This is a genomic window from Tropicibacter oceani (assembly GCF_029958925.1).
GTDB lineage: Bacteria > Pseudomonadota > Alphaproteobacteria > Rhodobacterales > Rhodobacteraceae > Pacificoceanicola > Pacificoceanicola oceani.
The window spans coordinates 2,537,808-2,556,081 of record NZ_CP124616.1 but is presented as its reverse complement, the minus strand read 5'-3'; the positions used below and the strand labels follow the sequence as shown (position 1 = coordinate 2,556,081).

17 protein-coding genes are annotated in these 18,274 nt (G+C 64.8%); 8 read left to right on the top strand and 9 right to left on the bottom strand.

Features of this window, described 5'->3' with window-relative positions; translation table 11 throughout:
• The first annotated feature begins 53 nt into the window (after positions 1–53).
• Together QF118_RS12375 and QF118_RS12370 are read left to right on the top strand one after the other, a co-directional pair.
• Positions 54–227, top strand: coding sequence for a DUF4169 family protein (locus tag QF118_RS12375; protein ID WP_282299365.1), 174 nt, complete (start codon positions 54–56; stop codon positions 225–227).
• On the top strand, positions 224–466 hold the full coding sequence (locus QF118_RS12370; protein WP_282299364.1) for a ribbon-helix-helix domain-containing protein: 243 nt from the start codon (positions 224–226) through the stop codon (positions 464–466). The genes QF118_RS12375 and QF118_RS12370 overlap by 4 nt, the downstream gene beginning before the upstream one ends.
• On the opposite strand, the gene QF118_RS12365 is transcribed toward QF118_RS12370, so the two are convergent.
• The 4 genes from QF118_RS12365 to QF118_RS12350 all read right to left on the bottom strand — a co-directional run bounded on the left by QF118_RS12365 (position 455) and on the right by QF118_RS12350 (position 4,813).
• Positions 455–1,552, bottom strand: a complete 1,098-nt coding sequence (locus QF118_RS12365) for an ABC transporter ATP-binding protein (RefSeq protein WP_282299363.1) — start codon at positions 1,550–1,552, stop codon at positions 455–457. The genes QF118_RS12370 and QF118_RS12365 overlap by 12 nt on opposite strands.
• Before the next feature lie 56 nt (positions 1,553–1,608).
• A complete protein-coding gene (locus QF118_RS12360; RefSeq protein ID WP_282299362.1) occupies positions 1,609–2,979 on the bottom strand; it encodes an SLC5/6 family protein in 1,371 nt (456 codons plus the stop codon).
• A 98-nt stretch (positions 2,980–3,077) separates the two neighbouring features.
• Entirely contained in the window at positions 3,078–3,617 is a 540-nt protein-coding gene (locus QF118_RS12355; protein WP_282299361.1) for an RSP_2648 family PIN domain-containing protein, read from the bottom strand.
• Positions 3,614–4,813, bottom strand: a complete 1,200-nt coding sequence (locus QF118_RS12350; RefSeq protein ID WP_282299360.1) for an RSP_2647 family RNA methyltransferase — start codon at positions 4,811–4,813, stop codon at positions 3,614–3,616. The genes QF118_RS12355 and QF118_RS12350 overlap by 4 nt, the downstream gene beginning before the upstream one ends.
• A gap of 161 nt (positions 4,814–4,974) precedes the next feature.
• On the opposite strand from QF118_RS12350, the gene edd reads away from it, so the two are divergent.
• Positions 4,975–6,780 (top strand): phosphogluconate dehydratase, encoded by a 1,806-nt coding sequence (edd, locus tag QF118_RS12345; protein WP_282299359.1) that lies wholly within the window; start codon positions 4,975–4,977, stop codon positions 6,778–6,780.
• A gap of 69 nt (positions 6,781–6,849) precedes the next feature.
• On the top strand, positions 6,850–7,497 hold the full coding sequence (locus QF118_RS12340) for a bifunctional 4-hydroxy-2-oxoglutarate aldolase/2-dehydro-3-deoxy-phosphogluconate aldolase (RefSeq protein WP_282299358.1): 648 nt from the start codon (positions 6,850–6,852) through the stop codon (positions 7,495–7,497).
• A 45-nt stretch (positions 7,498–7,542) separates the two neighbouring features.
• Here the strand turns inward: QF118_RS12340 and QF118_RS12335 are convergent, their stop codons facing one another.
• Positions 7,543–7,815 (bottom strand): hypothetical protein, encoded by a 273-nt coding sequence (locus QF118_RS12335; RefSeq protein WP_282299357.1) that lies wholly within the window; start codon positions 7,813–7,815, stop codon positions 7,543–7,545.
• The gene (locus QF118_RS12330) at positions 7,812–10,589 is read right to left on the bottom strand and encodes a bifunctional [glutamate--ammonia ligase]-adenylyl-L-tyrosine phosphorylase/[glutamate--ammonia-ligase] adenylyltransferase (protein WP_282299356.1); all 2,778 of its coding nucleotides are present in this window, start codon (positions 10,587–10,589) and stop codon (positions 7,812–7,814) included. Before QF118_RS12330 ends, QF118_RS12335 begins: the two co-directional genes overlap by 4 nt.
• Positions 10,590–10,681: 92 nt before the next feature.
• Here QF118_RS12330 and QF118_RS12325 point away from each other — a divergent pair, with 92 nt between their 5' ends.
• The 4 genes from QF118_RS12325 (at position 10,682) to QF118_RS12310 (ending at position 13,232) form a co-directional block, all read left to right on the top strand.
• A complete protein-coding gene (locus QF118_RS12325) occupies positions 10,682–11,167 on the top strand; it encodes a YbaK/EbsC family protein (RefSeq protein ID WP_282299355.1) in 486 nt (161 codons plus the stop codon).
• 176 nt (positions 11,168–11,343) lie between these two features.
• Positions 11,344–11,775 (top strand): DUF2852 domain-containing protein, encoded by a 432-nt coding sequence (locus tag QF118_RS12320; RefSeq protein WP_282299354.1) that lies wholly within the window; start codon positions 11,344–11,346, stop codon positions 11,773–11,775.
• 65 nt (positions 11,776–11,840) lie between these two features.
• Complete coding sequence (locus tag QF118_RS12315) at positions 11,841–12,287, top strand: RDD family protein (protein ID WP_282299353.1); 447 nt, start codon at positions 11,841–11,843, stop codon at positions 12,285–12,287.
• 132 nt (positions 12,288–12,419) lie between these two features.
• Positions 12,420–13,232, top strand: a complete 813-nt coding sequence (locus QF118_RS12310) for an arginyltransferase (protein ID WP_282299352.1) — start codon at positions 12,420–12,422, stop codon at positions 13,230–13,232.
• 375 nt (positions 13,233–13,607) lie between these two features.
• On the opposite strand, the gene QF118_RS12305 is transcribed toward QF118_RS12310, so the two are convergent.
• From QF118_RS12305 to QF118_RS12295, 3 genes are all read right to left on the bottom strand, one after another.
• On the bottom strand, positions 13,608–15,962 hold the full coding sequence (locus tag QF118_RS12305; protein WP_282299351.1) for a TRAP transporter large permease: 2,355 nt from the start codon (positions 15,960–15,962) through the stop codon (positions 13,608–13,610).
• Between the two features lie 15 nt (positions 15,963–15,977).
• Entirely contained in the window at positions 15,978–16,928 is a 951-nt protein-coding gene (locus QF118_RS12300) for a TRAP transporter small permease subunit (RefSeq protein WP_282299350.1), read from the bottom strand.
• 119 nt (positions 16,929–17,047) lie between these two features.
• Positions 17,048–18,136, bottom strand: a complete 1,089-nt coding sequence (locus tag QF118_RS12295) for a TRAP transporter substrate-binding protein (protein ID WP_282299349.1) — start codon at positions 18,134–18,136, stop codon at positions 17,048–17,050.
• Between the last annotated feature and the right edge of the window lie 138 nt (positions 18,137–18,274).

The following is an 18,274-nucleotide window of genomic DNA, read 5'->3' as shown; positions in this document are numbered from 1 at the left end:
GAAGATGGGAGGGTGTCTTGGACGGCCTCCCTTTTTGCATGTAGGATGGGGGAATGTCCAAGGTCGTCAATCTGAACAAGGTCCGCAAGAGCCGTGCGCGCGATGAAAAGCGCCGCGAAGGCGATGCCAATGCCGCCCGCCATGGGTTGAGCAAGGCGCAGAAGGATCTGGCCAAGGCGCGGGCCGAGAAGGCCAGGCGTGATCTGGATGGGCACGAGGTCGAATGAGCGGCCGTCCCGTCAAGCATTCGCTGTCCCTGTCGGGGCATCGGACCTCGGTTTCGCTGGAGGCGGAGTTCTGGCAGGCGTTTCGCGCATTGGCGCGAGAAAAGGGATTGGCGATCAATGCTTTGGCGGCGCAAATTGATGCAGCGCGTGACCCCGAGGTGGGATTGGCGTCCTCGATCCGGGTTTATGTCCTGAAGCAGCTTCAGGAAGAACGTGAGAAAATGCGCTCAGCCCTTTGATCTTACTGGGAAAACAAAGCATCGGTCGCGCCGAACGCTAAGCCACATCGGGGTGCCTGGCTTGGGCAGGAAGACGTTCGGCACCGTGGCCTTGAGCACCTCTCCATCGTGGTCCATGCGGAATTCCACCAGGCTTTCCGATCCCATGAAGCGGGCGCGTTCGACAAGGCCGCGCGCCGGGGTGCCTGCGCGCACCGTGGGGTGCGGCCCCTTGCCGTCGCGGTCAAAGTCGATGCTGACGTGCTGCGGGCGAAAGACGATTTCCACCTGGGCCCCGTCGGGCACGCCGGGGGCCAGGAAATGACCAAAGGGCGTGGCCGTCAAGGCGCCCTGAACCTTGCCGCGCAACACGTTGATATCACTGAAAAAGGCGACTGCCTCGCGGTCGACGGGGGCGTTGTAGATGTTGTAGGGCGCGCCCTGCTGGACGATCTTGCCACCGCGCATCAGGGCGATTTCATCGGCCATGCGCATGGCCTCTTCGGGTTCGTGCGTGACCAGCAGGACCGAGGCGCCCTCTTCCTTGAGCAGGTCAAGGGTTTCGTCGCGGATGCCGTCGCGCAGCCGGTTGTCGAGGCCGGAGAAAGGCTCGTCCATCAGCATGACGCGCGGTTTCGGGGCCAGGGCGCGGGCCAGGGCCACGCGCTGCTGTTCTCCCCCCGACAATTGGTGGGGGAATTCGTCGATGAAATGCGCCAGCCCGACCCGGTCCAGCAAGGTCTTGGCCCGGCTGCGTTTTTCGCTGCCCGGACCGGACAGGCCAAAGGCCACGTTCTGGCCGACCGACAGGTGCGGAAACAGCGCGAAGTCCTGGAACATCAGGCCGATCGAGCGGCGTTCGGGGGGGACGCGAAAGACGGTGTCGCAGATCAGGTTGCCATCGACGTGGATGGTGCCGCTGTCCTGCATTTCGACCCCGGCGATCATTCGCAGCGTCGTGGATTTGCCGCAGCCCGAAGGCCCCAGCAGGCAGGTCACATGCCCCGGCCGGATCGAAAGCGAGACATCGTCCACCACTGCCTTGCCGTCGAAACGGCGCACCAGATTGCGGATTTCCAACCTCGGGGGGGTGTTGCGCGCGTCCAAGGCCTTCCTCGCTGGCTATCCGACTGAAATCATCGGGTTTACGGCCGCAACTGGTATCAGCCGCCGCGCTGCGCTGCAACCCTTCGGGAGCCGGCAAAGGCTGCGGCAAAGCCGACCAACAGCACGGTGACGCAGATCACCAGCAGCTGTTCGTATTTGTGGCCTTGGGGAAGGATCGCGGCAACCGCTGCGGCGTCGCGGGCGAAATAGGCCGCCGCCCCCAGCACCGCCGCGCCCCAGGACAGCAGGTAGGCCCAGGGCAAAAGCTGCCGGCCCATCACCAGACCGACCACCAGAACCGGGGTCAGGAACAGGCTGGCGGTGCCGCTGACCGCCACCGCGTCGAACAGCGTCTGGTTGCCCCACAACGTCAGCCCCATGCCCGCCAGCGCAAAGCCCGCCATTGCCATGCGCCCGCCCGCCAGGCTGCGCGGCGCCAGGTGCAGTTCCTCGACCACAAGGCGCGCCGCCGAGGACAGGGCCGAATCCAGTGTCGAGAGCGCCGAGACCAGCAGCGACAGCATCAGCGCCGCAAAGACCCAGCCGGGGAACATCTGGCCCCATGTGCCGATCAGCTCGCCTTGGATGGGAGCGCCGCGCAGGCTGGCTTCGATGCCGAACAGGCCAAAGCCAAAGATGCACAGCGACGAGATCCAGAAGGCATGCAGAAACGAGCGCCGCGTGGTGCGCGCATCGGCCAGAAAGCCGCGGTCCATCATCACCGGGTCATGCGCCGGGTAGGAAAACACCTGCAGGCCCGCCACCGCCAGAAGCACCCAGCCGTTATGGCCGCCCGCGACGCCCGGCGCCCCAAGCGCCGCCGTCAGCGAAAACGAAGGCCCCATAAGCAAGGCGATCAGCGCCGCGCCAAAGATCACAAGGAACAGCAGCATCTGCATCACATCGGTGCGCAGCGAGGCCGAAAGCCCGCCCCAGGCCGAATAGCCAAAGGCCAGCAGGCCGACGCCCACGATCGCCGCCGTGGCGCCGCCTTGATGAAACGCACCAAAGACCAGGCCCACCACGGCCAGGTTGGCAAAGACCTCGGACAGCAGCCGCAGGGCGATCACCGCGTTATAGGTGCCCTGCCCCATGCGTCCGAAGCGCGCGCCCAGCCAGTCCTGCACGCTGCCCGCGCCAGCGCTGCGCAGCCGGTCGACGATGAAGCCGCCGGTCAGGAACGACAGGTAATAGGCCGTATAGGCCAGCACGCCCGCAACACCGTAGTAATAGCCCAGGATCGCGGAATTCATCAGCGACCGGGCAAAGATCCAGGTGGTGACCTGGCTAAGCACAAGCGTCCAGAGCCCCGGCGCTCCGCCATCGACCCGTTGGCCGGAAAAGAACCCCTCGACACTGGCGCGGCGCGGCGCGATGGCCAGGCTGGCAATCAGGATCAAGGCGAAAAGAACAAGGATGACGGGCATTTGCTTGGGACTCCGCATGTGGTGCAGATCTGCGATAGCAGGGCCCCAGTGCGGTGGACAGGGCTGTTACAACCGCCCCGCGCGAACGTGAATTTCCGTCAGGACAGGGCCTTGGCCAGGCGCGGCAGGCGCGCCTTTTTCAGCAGAGGCCGCATTTGCCAGTCTTCGCCGGACAGGCGGCGGGCCTCGGCCAGGACGGCGGCGCCGACATGGGCCAGAGCCTCGGGGTTGGCCTGCCAGAGGCCGAACAGAAAACTGTCAGGATCGGCGCGCGACAGGCCCTCTTCGGCCAGCACGTTGCGCGGAAAATCCTTGGCGTTCAGGGTGATGATCAGATCAGCGTTTCCGGCCACGGCGGCAGCCAGAACATGGGTATCCGCCGGATCGGGCAGCCACAGCCGCGATTCCAGCGAGGGCGCCCAAGTCACCTGCGCCCCTGGCCATTGCGACGACAGCAGGGCAATCTCGCCGCGCGCCTGCGGCTCGCCTTCGGGGACCAGCTTGCGCGCGGCGCGGGCCCATTCCTCGAGGATGCGCGCCGACCACAGCGGGGTGAACAGCCCCTGCCCGGCGGCCCCCAGCAGCATTTCGCGCATGACCGTCGGATAGATCACGCAGGTGTCCAGCAGGGCCTTCACAGCCGGAAGAACAGCGCCTTGAGATAACCGCTTTCGGCCAGTTGCGGCAGCAGCGGATGGTCGGGACCAGCCTGACCGGTGTGGATCAGCTGCGCCCGGCGCCCGGCCCGGCCGATGCCGCGCAGGCACGCCCCGGTAAAGGCGGTCAGATCAGCCGCATGCGAGCACGAGCACAGCACCAGATAGCCGCCTTCGTCCACCAGCCCGGCCGACAGCCGCGCCACCCGTTCATAAGCGCGCAGGCCCTTTTCCAGCGCCGGCTTGTTGGGCGCAAAGGCGGGCGGGTCACAGACCACCACGTCAAAACGCGCGCCTTCCTCGGCCAGCGCGGTCATGGTGTCAAAGGCATCGCCCTGACGGATGGCAAAACGATCGGCGGCGCCCATCTGGCGCGCGCCTTCTTCGGCCAGCGCCAGCGCCGGGGCCGATCCATCGACCGCCAGCGCGTTGGCCGCGCCGCCCGCCAATGCGGCCAGCGCAAAGCCGCCAACATGGGAAAACACGTCCAGCACCCGTGTGCCGGATGCCAGCCGCGCGGCAAAACCGTGGTTTTCGCGCTGGTCAAAGAACAGCCCGGTCTTCTGCCCGCCGGTCAGGTCGGCCATGTAGGTGGCACCGTTCATCTGCACCGGCAGCGCGGCCTCGGGGGCGGCGCCCTTCAGGACCATGTCGACATCGTCCAGACCTTCCAGCGCGCGGCCGCGCCCGCCCGCGTTCTTGAGGATGTTGGTCACGCCTGTGACCTCGGCCAGCGCCGCGGTCAGATCGTCCAGCAACACCTCGGCCCAGGCGGCGTTGGGCTGGATCACGGCGGTATCGCCAAAGCGGTCGATGATCACGCCCGGCAGCCCGTCCGCCTCGGCGTGGATCAGCCGGTAGAAAGGCGCGTCATAGAGCCGCGCGCGCAGCTCCAGCGCCTTGGTCAGCTTGGCCGCCAGCCAGGCCTTGTCGATCTGCGCCGTCTCGTCCCGGTCCAGCATCCGCCCGACGATCTTCGAGGCAGTGTTCACCGCCACGATGCCCAGCGGCGAATGGTCGTTTTCCTCAAGCCGCGCAAGGCTGCCCGCAGGCAATTTGCGGCTGCGCCGGTCCATGACCAGTTCGTTGTCATAGATCCAGGGCGCCCCGCGCCGGATGGCGCGCGCGTTGGCTTTGGGCAAAAGGCGAAGGACGGGGAGTTCGGGCGTTTGTGTCATGCGCTTCGCTTAGCCTGCTTTGCGCCACTTGAAAAGCGGCAAACAGGCCCGCCCCGCCGCGCGGGCCATGCATTCTGCGGGGTTTACTGTTAGCGCTAACTACGCTAAGGGAGGATGCAACGCCCGAACCACGGCGATCACCTTGCCAAACGGAGCCCCCAATGCCCCTGAACGATACCATCGCCCGCGTCACCAAACGCATCGAAGACCGCTCCGCCCAGATGCGCAGCACCTACCTGGACCGGATGCGCCGCGCCGCCGAGGAAGGCCCGCGCCGCGCCCACCTGACCTGTGGCAACCAGGCCCATGCCTATGCCGCGATGGGCGCCGATCAGGACGCGCTGGCCACCGGGCGCGCGCCCAACCTTGGCATCGTGACCGCCTACAACGACATGCTGTCGGCGCACCAGCCGTTTGAACGCTATCCCGAACTGATCCGTCAGGCGGCCCGCGCCGCAGGCGGCACCGCACAGGTGGCGGGCGGCGTTCCGGCCATGTGTGACGGCGTCACCCAGGGCCAGGTCGGGATGGAGCTGTCGCTGTTCTCGCGCGATGTGATCGCCTTGGCGACCGGCGTCGCCCTGTCGCACAACGTCTTTGACGCCGCCCTTTACCTGGGTGTCTGCGACAAGATCGTGCCGGGCTTGGTGATCGGCGCCGCGACCTTTGGCTATATCCCCGGCATCTTCGTGCCTGCCGGGCCGATGCCCTCGGGCCTGCCGAACGATGAAAAGGCCAAGGTGCGCCAGCAATTCGCCACCGGCGAAGTCGGCCGCGAGGAACTGATGAAGGCCGAGATGGCCTCGTACCACTCGCCCGGCACCTGCACCTTCTACGGCACCGCGAACTCGAACCAGATGCTGATGGAATTCATGGGCCTGCACCTGCCCGGCAGCTCTTTCGTGAACCCGAACACGCCGCTGCGCGACGCGCTGACGGTGGCGGGCACCGAACGGGCGCTGGAAATCACCGCGCTTGGCAATGCCTATACGCCGGTCTGCGACGTGCTGGACGCCAAGGCCTTTGTCAACGGCATGGTCGGGCTGATGGCCACGGGCGGCTCGACCAACCTGGTGCTGCACTTGCCGGCCATGGCGCGCGCCGCCGGCATCGCGCTCGAACTCGAGGATTTCGACGAAATCTCCCAGGCCACGCCGTTGATGGCCAAGGTCTATCCCAACGGCCTGGCGGACGTGAACCATTTCCACGCCGCGGGCGGTCTGCAATTCATGATGGGCGATCTGCTGGACGCAGGGCTGCTGCATGACGACGTGATGACCGTCGCGGGCCAGGGCCTGTCGCATTACCGCAAAGAGCCGCGCCTTGACGGCGCCCGCGCCACCTGGGTCGACGGCCCGCGCAAATCCGAAAACGAAAAGATCCTGCGCCCCGCCGCCGATCCTTTCCAGCCGACCGGCGGGCTCAAGCAACTGGACGGCAACCTGGGCCACGGCATGATGAAAGTCTCGGCCGTCGCCCCCGAACGCCAGGTGATCGAGGCCAAGGCCCGCGTCTTTCACGACCAGGACAGCGTCAAGGCCGCCTTCAAGAAAGGCGAATTCACCGAAGACACCATCGTCGTCGTGCGTTTCCAGGGCCCCTCGTCCAACGGCATGCCGGAACTGCACGGCCTGACCCCGACGCTGGCGGTGCTGCAGGACCGCGGGCTCAAGGTCGCGTTGGTCACCGATGGCCGCATGTCCGGCGCCTCGGGCAAGGTACCCGCCGCCATCCACGTCAGCCCCGAAGCGGCCAATGGCGGCCCGCTGGCGCGGGTGCGCGACGGCGACATGATCCGCGTCGATGCGGTTGCTGGCACGATCGAATGCCTTGCACCCGATTTCGACACGCGTGATAACGCTACCGCGGACCTGTCCGGCAACGGCCACGGCGTTGGCCGGGAACTGTTCCGGGCGTTCCGCGAAAACGTCGGCCTTGCCTCGAATGGCGCGGCGGTGGTCGTCTGACCCCGCCTGCCGCTTCTTCTTGGTACAAATACTCATATTCCACATCCGCCACCCAAAGGACCGCTCGACATGATCACTCCGCAGGAGGCCAGCCTCCGCTCCGAAAAACTCTGCCGCCTTGCCCCGGTCATCCCGGTTCTGGTGATCGATGACGCCAGCAAGGCGCGCGACCTGGCGCAGGCGCTGATCACCGGTGGCCTGCCGGTGCTCGAAGTCACCCTGCGCACCCCCGCCGCGCTGGACGCGATACGCGAAATGGCCAAGGTCGAAGGCGGCGTCGTGGGCGCCGGAACACTGCTGACCCCGGCCGACGTCAAGGCCGCCATCGCAGCGGGCGCGAAATTCGGCGTTTCCCCCGGATCGACCGACACCATCCTGTCCGCCTGCGAAGAGGCCGACCTGCCGCTGCTGCCCGGGACCGCCACCGCCTCCGAGGCGATGCGCCTTCTGGAACGCGGCTACACGGTGCAAAAGTTCTTTCCGGCCGAAGCCAATGGCGGCGTGCCCGCGCTCAAGGCCATCGGCGCGCCGATCCCGCAGGTCAAATTCTGCCCTACCGGCGGCGTCAGCCTGACCAATGCGCCCGAATACCTGGGCCTGTCCAACACGCTTTGCGTCGGCGGCAGCTGGGTCGCGCCCAAGGACCTGGTGGCCAAGGGCGACTGGAAAGCCATCGAGGAGCTGGCACGCGAAGCAGCCAGCCTGCCGCGCAGCTGACCTTGCCGTAGGATGGGTCTTGACCCATCCTGCCCCATCCCGCCGCTAGTCGCGCGGTCGCGACTTGTATCCGCCCCGCCGTTTCGGCGTGCCCATCCGGTCAAGCCCTTCGCGCAGCACCTGCGTCATCGGATGATCGGCCGGCTCGGCCTCGCCGTAGCGCGCCAGAAGCGCCCCGATAAGGGCCGCCGTGTCCACATCGGCCGGCACCGACAAGGCCCAGTCCAGAAAGATCGACCGGCATTCCGAGGCCTGAATGCCTTCGATGTTATAGGCCTCCATGATCAGCCCCTTGGGGTCCAGATGATCGCCTTTCATGCCTTGTCCTCCACCTTCGGCAAAATCGCCGCGATCTGCGTCGCGGCCGCCTGCACGGTTGCCTCGAACTCTGCGCGCAGGCTTTCCATGTCGGGCATGCCCGTCAGACGGGTCAGAAAGGCACAGCCGCCCGCGCCAAGCGTCTCGGGGTCCAGAGCCTCGTCACTGACCAGCCGCGCGCCGATCTGAAGCGCCCAGGACATGGCATAGGCCCGGCGCAGTGCCTCGCGGCCCTCGGGCGGCATCCAGTCGGCCTGTGCGATCGCGCGCGGCACCTGCCGCACCGGTTTGCCCGCGATCAGCGAAGCCGCCTGCGCGATCAATTCGATATCCTGCATCTTGCCGGGGCCCAGCTTGGCCTCCCACGGGCCGCCCTGCCCCTTGGCGGCCGCGATCCGGGCGCGCATGGTCGCCACCTCGCCCAGTATGGTGCCCGCCTCGCGCGGGGTGCCCAGCAATTCGGCGCGGAAGGATTCGACATCGGCGGCCAGCGCCGGCGGCCCGGCCACCACCCGCGCCCGGGTCAGCGCCAGGTGTTCCCAGACCCAGGCTTCGGTGCGCTGGTATTCGGTAAAGGCGGTCAGCGAGGTCGCGACCGGCCCCTGGTTGCCCGAGGGCCGCAGCCGCATGTCGACTTCGTACAGCTTGCCTTCGGCCATCGGGGCGGTCATCGCGGTGATCAGCGCCTGCGCCAGGCGGGCATAATAGGTGCGCGACGGCAAGGGCCGCCGCCCTTCCGAGTTTTCGACGCCGTCCGGATCGTAGATCACGATCACGTCCAGGTCCGACCGCGCATGCAGCCGCCCCGAGCCAAGGCTGCCCATCCCCAGCACCACGGCCCCGCGCCCCGGCGCCGCGCCGTGTTTGCGTGCGAATTCTTCCTGCACCACCGGGAACAGCGCCGAAAGCGTCGCCTCGGCCAGGTGGCCATAGGCTTGGCCCGCCTCTTCGGGGTCCATCAAGCCGCGCAGCAGGTGCACGCCGACGCGGAAATGCCATTCCTTGCCCCAGCGCCGGGTCAGATCCAGCCGCCGCTCGTAATCTCCTTCTTCGGCCAGGCGCGTCGCCAGTTCCAGGCGCAGCGCATCGCGGCCCGGCCAGGGCGAAAAGAAATCGCCGCCGATCACCGCGTCAAAGACGCTGGAGTTGCGCGACAGATAGCGCGCCAGATCCGGCGAGGTGCTGACGATGTCGATCAAAAGGTCGATCAGCTGCGGATTGGCCTCGAACAGCGAAAACAGCTGGACCCCGGCGGGCAGCCCGGCCAGGAACCCGTCAAAGGCCACCAGCGCCTCGTCCGGTTTGGCCGCCTGTGCCAGCCTGCGCAGGATTTCGGGGCGCAGGCGGCGGAAAATCTCGACCGCGCGCTCGGACCGCAGCGCCGGATAGGTCGGCCAGCGCGTCACGATCTCGTTTTGCGCAAGATCCGGCAGGTCCTGGTCGGACGCGCCGCCATCGGGGGCGAAAAAGCTTTCGGTGACATCGTGCACTTCGGTCAGGCGCGCGGTCAGGTCGGCCTTCAGTTCGGCCACATCGACGCCCATCAGGCAGGCCAGCCGCTCGAATCCTTCGGGGTTTTGCGGCAGGTCGTGGGTCTGGGCGTCGTTGACCATCTGCACCCGGTGCTCGACCTCACGGTGATACCGGTAATGGCGGGTCAGCACCTCTGCCGCCTCTTGCGGGACCCAGCCTTTTTCCGCCAGCATCCGCAGCCCCGGCACCGTGCCGCGCAGCCGCAGGTCGGGATCGCGGCCACCGGCGATCAGCTGGCGGGTCTGGGTAAAGAACTCGATCTCGCGGATGCCGCCGCGCCCCAGTTTCATGTTGTGCCCGGGCAAGGTGATCGGCCCGCCCAACCCCTTGTGTTCGCGGATGCGCAGCCGCATGTCGTGAGCGTCCTGAATGGCGGCGAAGTCCAGATGCTTGCGCCAGACAAAGGGTTTCAGCGTCTCGAGGAATCGCGCCCCGGCCTGCAGATCGCCCGCCGAAGGCCGCGCCTTGATATAGGCGGCGCGTTCCCAGGTGCGGCCCAGGCTTTCGTAATAACGCTCGGCCGCCTCCATCGCCATGCAGACCGGCGTGACCGACGGATCGGGCCGCAGCCGCAGATCGGTGCGAAAGACATAGCCTTCGCCGGTCAGATCGTTCAGTGTCTGCGCCATGGTACGCGTGGCGCGCACAAGGCTGGCGCGGGCGTCGTGGTAATCGTCCGGGTCGTAACGGGTTTCGTCGAACAGGCAGATCAGGTCGATGTCCGAGCTGTAGTTCAGCTCTCCGGCCCCCATCTTGCCCATGGCCAGCGCCACCATGCCGCCGGCGGTTTCGATATCGTCCTCGCTGGCGCCGGGCAGCTTGCCGCGCTTGATCTCGTGGGCGATGGCGGCGCGCAGGGCCATCTGCACCGCGTGGTCGGCGAAATCGGTCAAAGTGCCGGTCACCTGCTCCAGTTCCCAGACGCCGGACAGATCGCACAGCGCGATCAGCAGCGCCACGCGCCGCTTGGCCTGCCGCAGGGCCGGGCCGATCTGGTCAAAGGGCACCGCTTCAAGGTTCGCCCTGACTTGGGCAAAGCCGCCGTCGACATCGTCAAGCGCCTGTTCCAGCCAGTCGCTTTCCTTTTCGATCAACCCCTTGAGATAGGGAGAAGAGCCGCCAACCCCGTCGATCAGATCGGCAACCTCGCCCGTGGCCCAGCCGCAGGCGGCGCGGGCTTCTTGCCCCCGGTCGGGTTCAAAGGGACGTGGCAGGCGGGTGATGCGGGATTCCAGTGTCATGTTCGCAGATGGCCATGCATTTGAACAAAGGGCAACACCCCTTGCTGCCGCGCCCGCCCGCGTGCACCCTGCCCAAAAATCAGGAGCCCGCCATGAGCAAGAGCCTTGCCCGCGTACGCCAAGCCATCCAGGACGCCGGACTGACCCCGGACATCCGCGAGGTCGGCCAGGCCCGCACCGCCCAGGAGGCCGCCGACAGCGTCGGGGTGGTGCTGGACCAGATCGTCAAATCCATCATCTTTCGCGCCGAGACCACCAGCCAGGCGGTCCTGTTCCTGACCGCCGGGGGCAACAAGGTCTGCGCCGACAAGGCCACCGCCCTGGCGGGCGAGCCTTTGGGCAAGGCCGACGCGGCGCTGATCCGCAGTCAGACCGGATTTGCCATCGGCGGCGTGGCGCCGCTGGGCCATCTGTCCCCGATCCGCGCCTGGCTGGACCCGCGCCTGATGGATTTCGCCCAGGTCTGGGCCGCCGCCGGAACGCCGCGCCATGTCTTTGCCCTGGACCCGCGCCAATTGCCGCCGCTGACCGGCGCACACCTGGCCGATTTCACGGTTTCGGGCGCTTCTGAGGCCTGAAGCCGGGCCACTGCCACTGGAAAAGCGGCGAAAGAACGCCCCGCAAGTCATTGATTCAAAATAATTCCAAAAGTAAATGTAAAAAACATTCACATAAATCCTTGAAAGCGCCCCGGCCAATCCCGATCTGTCATAATGTGAAAGACATTCACATCACGGAAAAAACGGAGAGAGACATGACCACCGCCACCTATACCGCCAATCTGCCCGCCCAATCCGGCTGGTTTTCGCGGGCCGAGGCATGGCTTGATCAGCGCGGTAAAGGCGCGTGGATCGCAGCCATGGTTCTTGGGTTCATCTTCTTCTGGCCCGTCGGCCTTGCCCTTCTTGCCTACATGATCTGGAGCAAACGCATGTTCAACAAATCCTGCCGCACCGGCCACCGCAGCCACCGTCACGCCGCCTTTTCGGCGATGAAGCCCAGCGGCAATACCGCCTTTGACGCCTACAAGGCCGAAACCCTGCAGCGCCTTCAGGACGAACAGGAAGCCTTTGAAGCCTTCCTTCAGCGCCTGCGCGATGCCAAGGACAAGACCGAGTTCGACCAGTTCATGGACGATCGTCAAAAGCGCGCCGAAGCCGATCAGCGCGAAACCGAAGACGCCTGAGCGGACCAGTAAAACCCAAGGCGGCCCCTTTCCTGGGGCCGCCCGACCTGTCACAAAGGGACATCATGTACAGCGACAGCTATAGCCACCTGCCCGACCCCCAGCGCCAATACGCCTTTTACGAAGGCGTGACGGTGAAACGCGGCCTGGCATGGGTGATCGACTTCATCATCGTCAGCGCGATGCTGATCCCGATCCTGATCTTCACGGCCTTTTTGGCGGCCTTCTTCATTCCGCTGCTGTTCGCGGTGGTCAGCTTCATCTATCGCGTGCTGACCATCGGATCGGGGTCGGCGACCTGGGGCATGCGGATGATGGCGATAGAATTTCGCAATGCCGAAGGCCACCGCTTTGACCTGAGCCAGGCCTTCCTGCACACGCTGGGCTATACGATTTCGCTGTCGGTCTTTCCGCTGCAGATCATTTCGGTGGTGCTGATGTTCATGTCCGAACGCGGCCAGGGCCTGACCGACATGGTGCTGGGCACCGTCGCGCTGAACCGCCGCGCCTGAGGCGCCGGGCCGGCACGGTTAACCGTAGTTTAAGAAAACCCCTGCTTGCGCGGGGGTTTGACCCGGCCGGGGGTTGGCGCAGAAAATTTTAATTGTTACCTTCCGAGTCACTTATCGAGTCTCTGGAACCCCATGCGCCACTCTCTTCCCATCGCACCGCAGTTTTACGTGACCGCCCCCCAGCCTTGCCCCTATCTGCCGGGCCGGATGGAGCGCAAGCTGTTCACCGCATTGCAAGGCGACGGCGCGCAAAAGCTGAACGACAGCCTGTCGCGGCAAGGGTTCCGCCGGTCGCAGAACGTGCTGTACCGCCCGTCCTGCAGCGATTGCGCCGCCTGCCTGTCGGCGCGCATCGACGTGCGCCGCTTTACCGCCTCGCGCAGCCAGCGCCGCACCCTGAAAAAGAACGCCCATCTGACCCGCCGCGCCACCAGCCCCTGGGCGACCGAGGACCAGTACGACCTGTTCCGGCGCTACCTGGATGCGCGCCACGCCGATGGCGGCATGGCGGACATGGATGTGTTTGAATTCGCCGCGATGGTCGAGGAAACCCCGATCCGCAGCCGGGTGATCGAATATGTCGACAGCACCACGGACCTGCTCAGCGCTGTCTGCCTGACCGACATGCTCGAAGACGGGCTGTCGATGGTCTATTCCTTCTATGAACCGGGCTTGCAGAAATCCTCGCTTGGGACATGGATGATCCTCGATCACATCGAAATCGCCCGCGAGGCCGGCCTGCCCTATGTCTATCTGGGCTATTGGGTGCCGGGATCGGACAAGATGGGCTACAAGGCCCAGTTCGACGCGGTCGAGATCTATCGCGGCGGCCAGTGGCAACCGCTGGATGTGACCGATGATTTCGAAGCGGAAAGCCACCCGCTGTCGACCGATCCGATCGCCGAGCAGGTGGCCAATATTTCCTTTCCCGACACGCGGGCGTGAGCCTTCAAGAGAGAGCGTCTGCGCGCCGCTTGGCTAGCTGATCAGCGCCGGCAAGGCCGGGTTCAGCACCAGAACCGCTGCGATCAGAAACACGCACCGCATGAGGTGGCCGTGTCCAAAGGGGCTGCGCGGTTTGTTTGTCCGGGTCGGGCGATCAATACCGCCAGTGTTTGCCTGAAAGAGAACCATTTCGTTTACCTGTATCTACCAATTGATTGTTTCCGGCTGTTCAACCGGTAGCTTCAAAAATGGCGATTGTTTTTGGCGTGGAAAAGTTGACCTTGGGGCAATTTCGCGTCTTTTTGGTTAATAAAACCTTGACGAAAAAGGCCGCCCCGGATGGGACGGCCTTTGTTTTCAGTCGCTTGCGCCGGATCAGTTCGGCATCAGGTCCGGCACGATGGTCACGATCCCCGGGAAGTACCACAGGATCGCCAGACCCAGCACCTGGATCAGCACGAAGGGAATGACACCGCGATAGATATGCGCTGTCGTCACCTCCTTGGGGGCCACGCCGCGCAGGTAGAACAGCGCAAAGCCGAAGGGCGGCGTCAGGAACGAGGTCTGAAGGTTGACCGCGATCATGATGGTCACCCACTTGGGGTCGAAGGACCCGCCATAGATCACCGGCCCCACGATCGGCACCACGATGTAGATGATTTCAAGGAAATCGAGCACGAACCCCAGCACGAACAGCACCAGCATCACGATCAGGAAAACCTTGATCTCGCTGTCAAAGCTTTTCAGGAAGTCCTGGATGTAATGTTCGCCCCCAAAGGAAATCACCACAAGGTTCAGCAGCTGCGAGGCGATCAGGATGGTAAAGACCATGCTTGTCACCTTGGCGGTTTCGCGCACCGCAGGGGTCAGGACCCCCGACCGGTACAGAACCCAGCAGCTGAACAGCAGACCGAACAGCGCGTACAGATAGGCGGCATAGGCAAAGAAGAAGGCCACCCAGGTTTCAAAGCTGACATTGTCGGCATTGATGCGCAGGTCAAAGTTCACGCCCAGCAGGATCATGATCAGCACGGCCAGCGTCGACCAGATGATCACCTTGGGGCTGCGGTCCTCGTCCTTCAGCTTGCGATAGGCTGCAAGCATGATGGCCCCTGCCGCCCCCAGCGCCGCAGCGGGCGTCGGGTTGGTGATGCCGCCCAGGATCGACCCCAGAACGGCGACGATAAGCACAAGCGGCGGAAAGACCACGCGCAGCAGGTCGTGCTTGGACAGGCGGATCATCGCATGATAGCAGCCGTACAGCGACAGCGCCCATGGGATCGCCATCAGGATCACCGTGACCCCGGGCGAGGTCAGCGGCTTGATCGCGACGATGTCCACCAGCAGCCCCAGAACGATCCCCAGTCCGCCAACGATCAGCGGCATCGGGTCCGAGCTGGGCGAAATCCCGCGGGCAAAGACCAGGATCACCCCCATCATCACCGCAAGGATGGCAATGCCGGTGCCGATGGGCGCAGCTGCGGCCACCTTGTCGGCGCGCGCCTGTTCGATCTGTTCGGGTGTCAGGCGTTCACTTTGTGTCGCGCCCCCCGCAGCGTCGATGGCCTGCTGTTCGGCAACTGCCGTGTCCCAGGCCTCCTGGCCGTGCAGGTCGATCATCGCGGCCTTGCAGGTCGCGTCGACATTGGTGCGCAGGCTTGCCGCCTCGCCGATATCCGAGAAGCTGGAGACACGGGTGTCCTGACTGCCCACGATATTGACCTGCGACAGCAGCATCACGCCAACGATCAGCGCCACCGGCGCGCCCAGCAGCCAGGTAAAGGCTTCGGAGCGGGTGACCGGTTCGTTGGTGCTTTCGCCCATGGCCACGGCCGGGGCCTTGGACGGGTTCAGCATCGCAAAGCCAAAGGCATAGACCGCATAAAGCAGCGCCAGCAGGATACCGGGCAGCAGCGCCGCCTGGAACAAGGTGCCCACCGAAACCACGGCCGGCTCGCCCAGGTAGGTCAACGCGTCGGTACAGCCTGCCTCGACGGCGCGGGTTTCCTGCGCGGCCGAATACAGATCGCCCGCAAGCGTGCCCAGAAGCACGATCACGATCGAGGGCGGAATGATCTGCCCCAGCGTCCCCGAGGCCGCGATGACACCCGTCGCCAGTTCCGGCGAATAGTTGTTGCGCAGCATGGTCGGCAGGGCCAGCAGACCCATGGTGACCACGGTGGCCCCGACGATCCCGGTCGACGCCGCCAGAAAGGCCCCAACGACGACGATCGACACGGCCAGACCGCCGGGCAGCGGGCCAAAGACGCGCGCCATGGTGGTCAGCAGGTCATTCGCGATCTTCGACCGTTCCAGGACGATCCCCATCAGGACGAACATCAGAACCGCCAGCAGCGTTTCGATGGACTGGCCCGCGATGACGCGTTCGTTGATCCGGTTGACGATGAAGGACACGTTGCGGTCCATCGCGACTTCCCAGCCCTGCGGGAAGACCGGAACCCCGATCCTTGGCAGGTCCGGGTTTCGGAAGATCGATATGACTTCCTGGTTGGCCCCCGAGGCGATCAGCGCCGCATATTCCGCGCTGTCCTTGTCGATGGCCTGGTGGATCAGCAATCCCGCGCTGTCGAGCGCGGCGATGATGCCGAAGGAAATGACCCCCGCGCCCCCGATGGCAAAGGCCACCGGGAAACCCGAAAGGATCGCTGCAAAGAGCGTGAGAAAGACGATGATCAGGCCGATCTCGACGCCATCTAGTCCGAATAGCATTTGTCTGTCTCCGCCTCAGAATTCTGCGTGGTCATAGGGCTCTTCGCCCTCTTCAAGGATATCGCGGTCCAGGTACTTGCCCTCGGATTCCTCGCCCTCTTTCCATTCCAGGAAGGACCGGAAGAAGAAGGCCCAGGCGTGGATGAAGATCATCCCGACCAATGCGACCATGAGGATCTTGAACAGGAAGTAGCCGGTAAAGCCGTTCGGGCTGAACCCGATGGTTTCCACGTTCCAGCGCATGGCGCGCGCCTTGTTCAGCAGGCGGTCCAGCTGGTCCGAGGCCGAGGGGTTCGGCACGATCAGGTGACGCCACAGGAAGAACCAGGAATACAGCCAGATCATCGTCGCCATGGGGATCATGAAGAACAGCGATCCGAACATGTCGATCACCCGCTTGGTACGGTAGCTGACGGCGGAATAGACCAGGTCGACGCGCACGTGGCCGCCCTGCACAAAGGTATAGGTCAGGCACAGGGCCACGACCATGGCGTTGTACAGTTTCAGTTCCTCGGCGAACCAGGAAATGTCGAACTGCAGCGGGATGCCAAAGCCGAACGAAATGTCGGGCCGGGTGAAAATCCGCTGCATGAAGACGATGATGACCTGTTGCAGCACCATCAAAAGGCCCGCCCAGGCGGCAAAACGGCCAACGACGTTGGCAAAGCCTTCAAGCACCCGAACGGTGCCCCAAAGGAACGAATTGCGCCACAGACCAATGCCGAAAATCACCAGGAACACCACGATCGCCACGAAGAACAGCTCGGTCGAGCCGCCGTAGTAGACCAGGCGCATCACCGATTCCTTGTCTTCGGTGGTGCCGTTCCAGCTCAGGAAGTCCAGCCAAAGACCCGGATGGGTGATCGCATATACCAGATTGTAGAACGCCATCAGGATGGACTGGACGACCCAGACGATCCCATCGGCCAAGGCTGGCAAAAAGCCGCCCGTGCCCTCTTGTTCCATGAGTTCCCCCTCATCGGCCGGTGCGCCGGCCTGTCTTGGAAATCTTCAGGCCCCGCGCGGGGCCATGTGCGAAAAGGCCCCCGACATGCGGGGGCCTTTCCTTATTCGAAAGGGCTGGATCAGCCGCCCAGCACGCGAACGCGCTGCTCGACGTAGTAGCCGTCCGACTTCTGGATCCAGGCCGCCGAGTTGGCCAGCGAGGCTTCGAAGGACGCGCGGATCTTGGCGAACAGCTCGTCGCCCATGTTCTCGTCCATGACCTCTGCCGAGGCCTTGCCGAAGGCATCCCAGACGTCGTCCGAGAACTGCAGCGTCTTGACGCCCTGCGCCTGCAGACGGGCCAGTGCGGCGCCGTTGTTGGCAAGGGTTTCGGCCAGCTGGAACTGGGTCACGGCCATCGAGCCATAGCGCAGGATCGACTTGTGCTGGTCCGACAGCTCGTTCCAGACGTCCAGGTTGACGTTGGCGGCCAGCGCCGAGCCCGGCTCGTGGAAACCGGCGGTGTAGTAGACCTTCGCCACTTCCTGGAAGCCGGCGCGTTCGTCGGCCATCGGGCCAACCCACTCCAGACCGTCCAGCGCACCCGAGGACAGCGCCTGGTACAGTTCGCCGCCGGGGATGTTCTGGACCGATGCGCCCAGCTTGCCCAGCACCTTGCCGCCAAGGCCCGGCATGCGGAACTTGAGACCGTTGAAATCGTCAGCCGAGTTGATTTCGTTGCGGAACCAGCCACCGGACTGCGAGCCCGAGTTGCCGGCCAGCAGGCCCTTCATGTTGAAGATCGAGCCCAGCTCGTCGTGCAGCTCTTCGCCGCCGCCGTGGTAGTACCAGTTGCTGACTTCCTGCGCGGTGCCGCCAAAGGGAACCGCGGTGAAATAGGCGTAACCCGGGTGCTGACCGATGAAATAGTAGTCGGCCGAGTGATACATGTCAGCCTGGCCCGAGGACACGGCGTCAAACACTTCCAGCGCGCCCACCAGTTCGCCCGGGGCTTTCTTGTCGATGGTCAGGGTGCCATCGGACATCTCGCCGACGAATTTTTCCAGGTAGGAAGCCGCGTCATCAAGAACGGCAAAGCCGCGCGGCCACGAGGTGACCATGGTCAGGGTCCGCTTGCCCTGGGCGTATGCCGGGGCTGCCAGCGTCGACGCGGCGGCCGCAGCGCCTGCACCAACGGTCGAGGTGCGAAGGAAAGAACGACGATCCATTTAGAATCCTCCCATAAGGTTTTTTTGCGCACGTGGCTCCCCACCGCGTGCGATCGGTTAGAGTGGGCACACCCTAGGCGCGCGAATTTGCGAAGGGAATACCCAGTGCTACGGAGGTGGTGCACAAAAGGGACCAAT

Coding starts and splice junctions, on each gene's coding strand:
- QF118_RS12375 (WP_282299365.1), top strand. CDS start 54: ATGTCCAAGGTCGTCAATCTGAACAAGGTCCGCAAGAGCCGTGCGCGC.
- QF118_RS12370 (WP_282299364.1), top strand. CDS start 224: ATGAGCGGCCGTCCCGTCAAGCATTCGCTGTCCCTGTCGGGGCATCGG.
- QF118_RS12360 (WP_282299362.1), bottom strand. CDS start 2,979: ATGCCCGTCATCCTTGTTCTTTTCGCCTTGATCCTGATTGCCAGCCTG.
- QF118_RS12350 (WP_282299360.1), bottom strand. CDS start 4,813: ATGACACAAACGCCCGAACTCCCCGTCCTTCGCCTTTTGCCCAAAGCC.
- edd (WP_282299359.1), top strand. CDS start 4,975: ATGCCCCTGAACGATACCATCGCCCGCGTCACCAAACGCATCGAAGAC.
- QF118_RS12340 (WP_282299358.1), top strand. CDS start 6,850: ATGATCACTCCGCAGGAGGCCAGCCTCCGCTCCGAAAAACTCTGCCGC.
- QF118_RS12335 (WP_282299357.1), bottom strand. CDS start 7,815: ATGAAAGGCGATCATCTGGACCCCAAGGGGCTGATCATGGAGGCCTAT.
- QF118_RS12330 (WP_282299356.1), bottom strand. CDS start 10,589: ATGACACTGGAATCCCGCATCACCCGCCTGCCACGTCCCTTTGAACCC.
- QF118_RS12325 (WP_282299355.1), top strand. CDS start 10,682: ATGAGCAAGAGCCTTGCCCGCGTACGCCAAGCCATCCAGGACGCCGGA.
- QF118_RS12320 (WP_282299354.1), top strand. CDS start 11,344: ATGACCACCGCCACCTATACCGCCAATCTGCCCGCCCAATCCGGCTGG.
- QF118_RS12315 (WP_282299353.1), top strand. CDS start 11,841: ATGTACAGCGACAGCTATAGCCACCTGCCCGACCCCCAGCGCCAATAC.
- QF118_RS12310 (WP_282299352.1), top strand. CDS start 12,420: ATGCGCCACTCTCTTCCCATCGCACCGCAGTTTTACGTGACCGCCCCC.
- QF118_RS12305 (WP_282299351.1), bottom strand. CDS start 15,962: ATGCTATTCGGACTAGATGGCGTCGAGATCGGCCTGATCATCGTCTTT.
- QF118_RS12300 (WP_282299350.1), bottom strand. CDS start 16,928: ATGGAACAAGAGGGCACGGGCGGCTTTTTGCCAGCCTTGGCCGATGGG.
- QF118_RS12295 (WP_282299349.1), bottom strand. CDS start 18,136: ATGGATCGTCGTTCTTTCCTTCGCACCTCGACCGTTGGTGCAGGCGCT.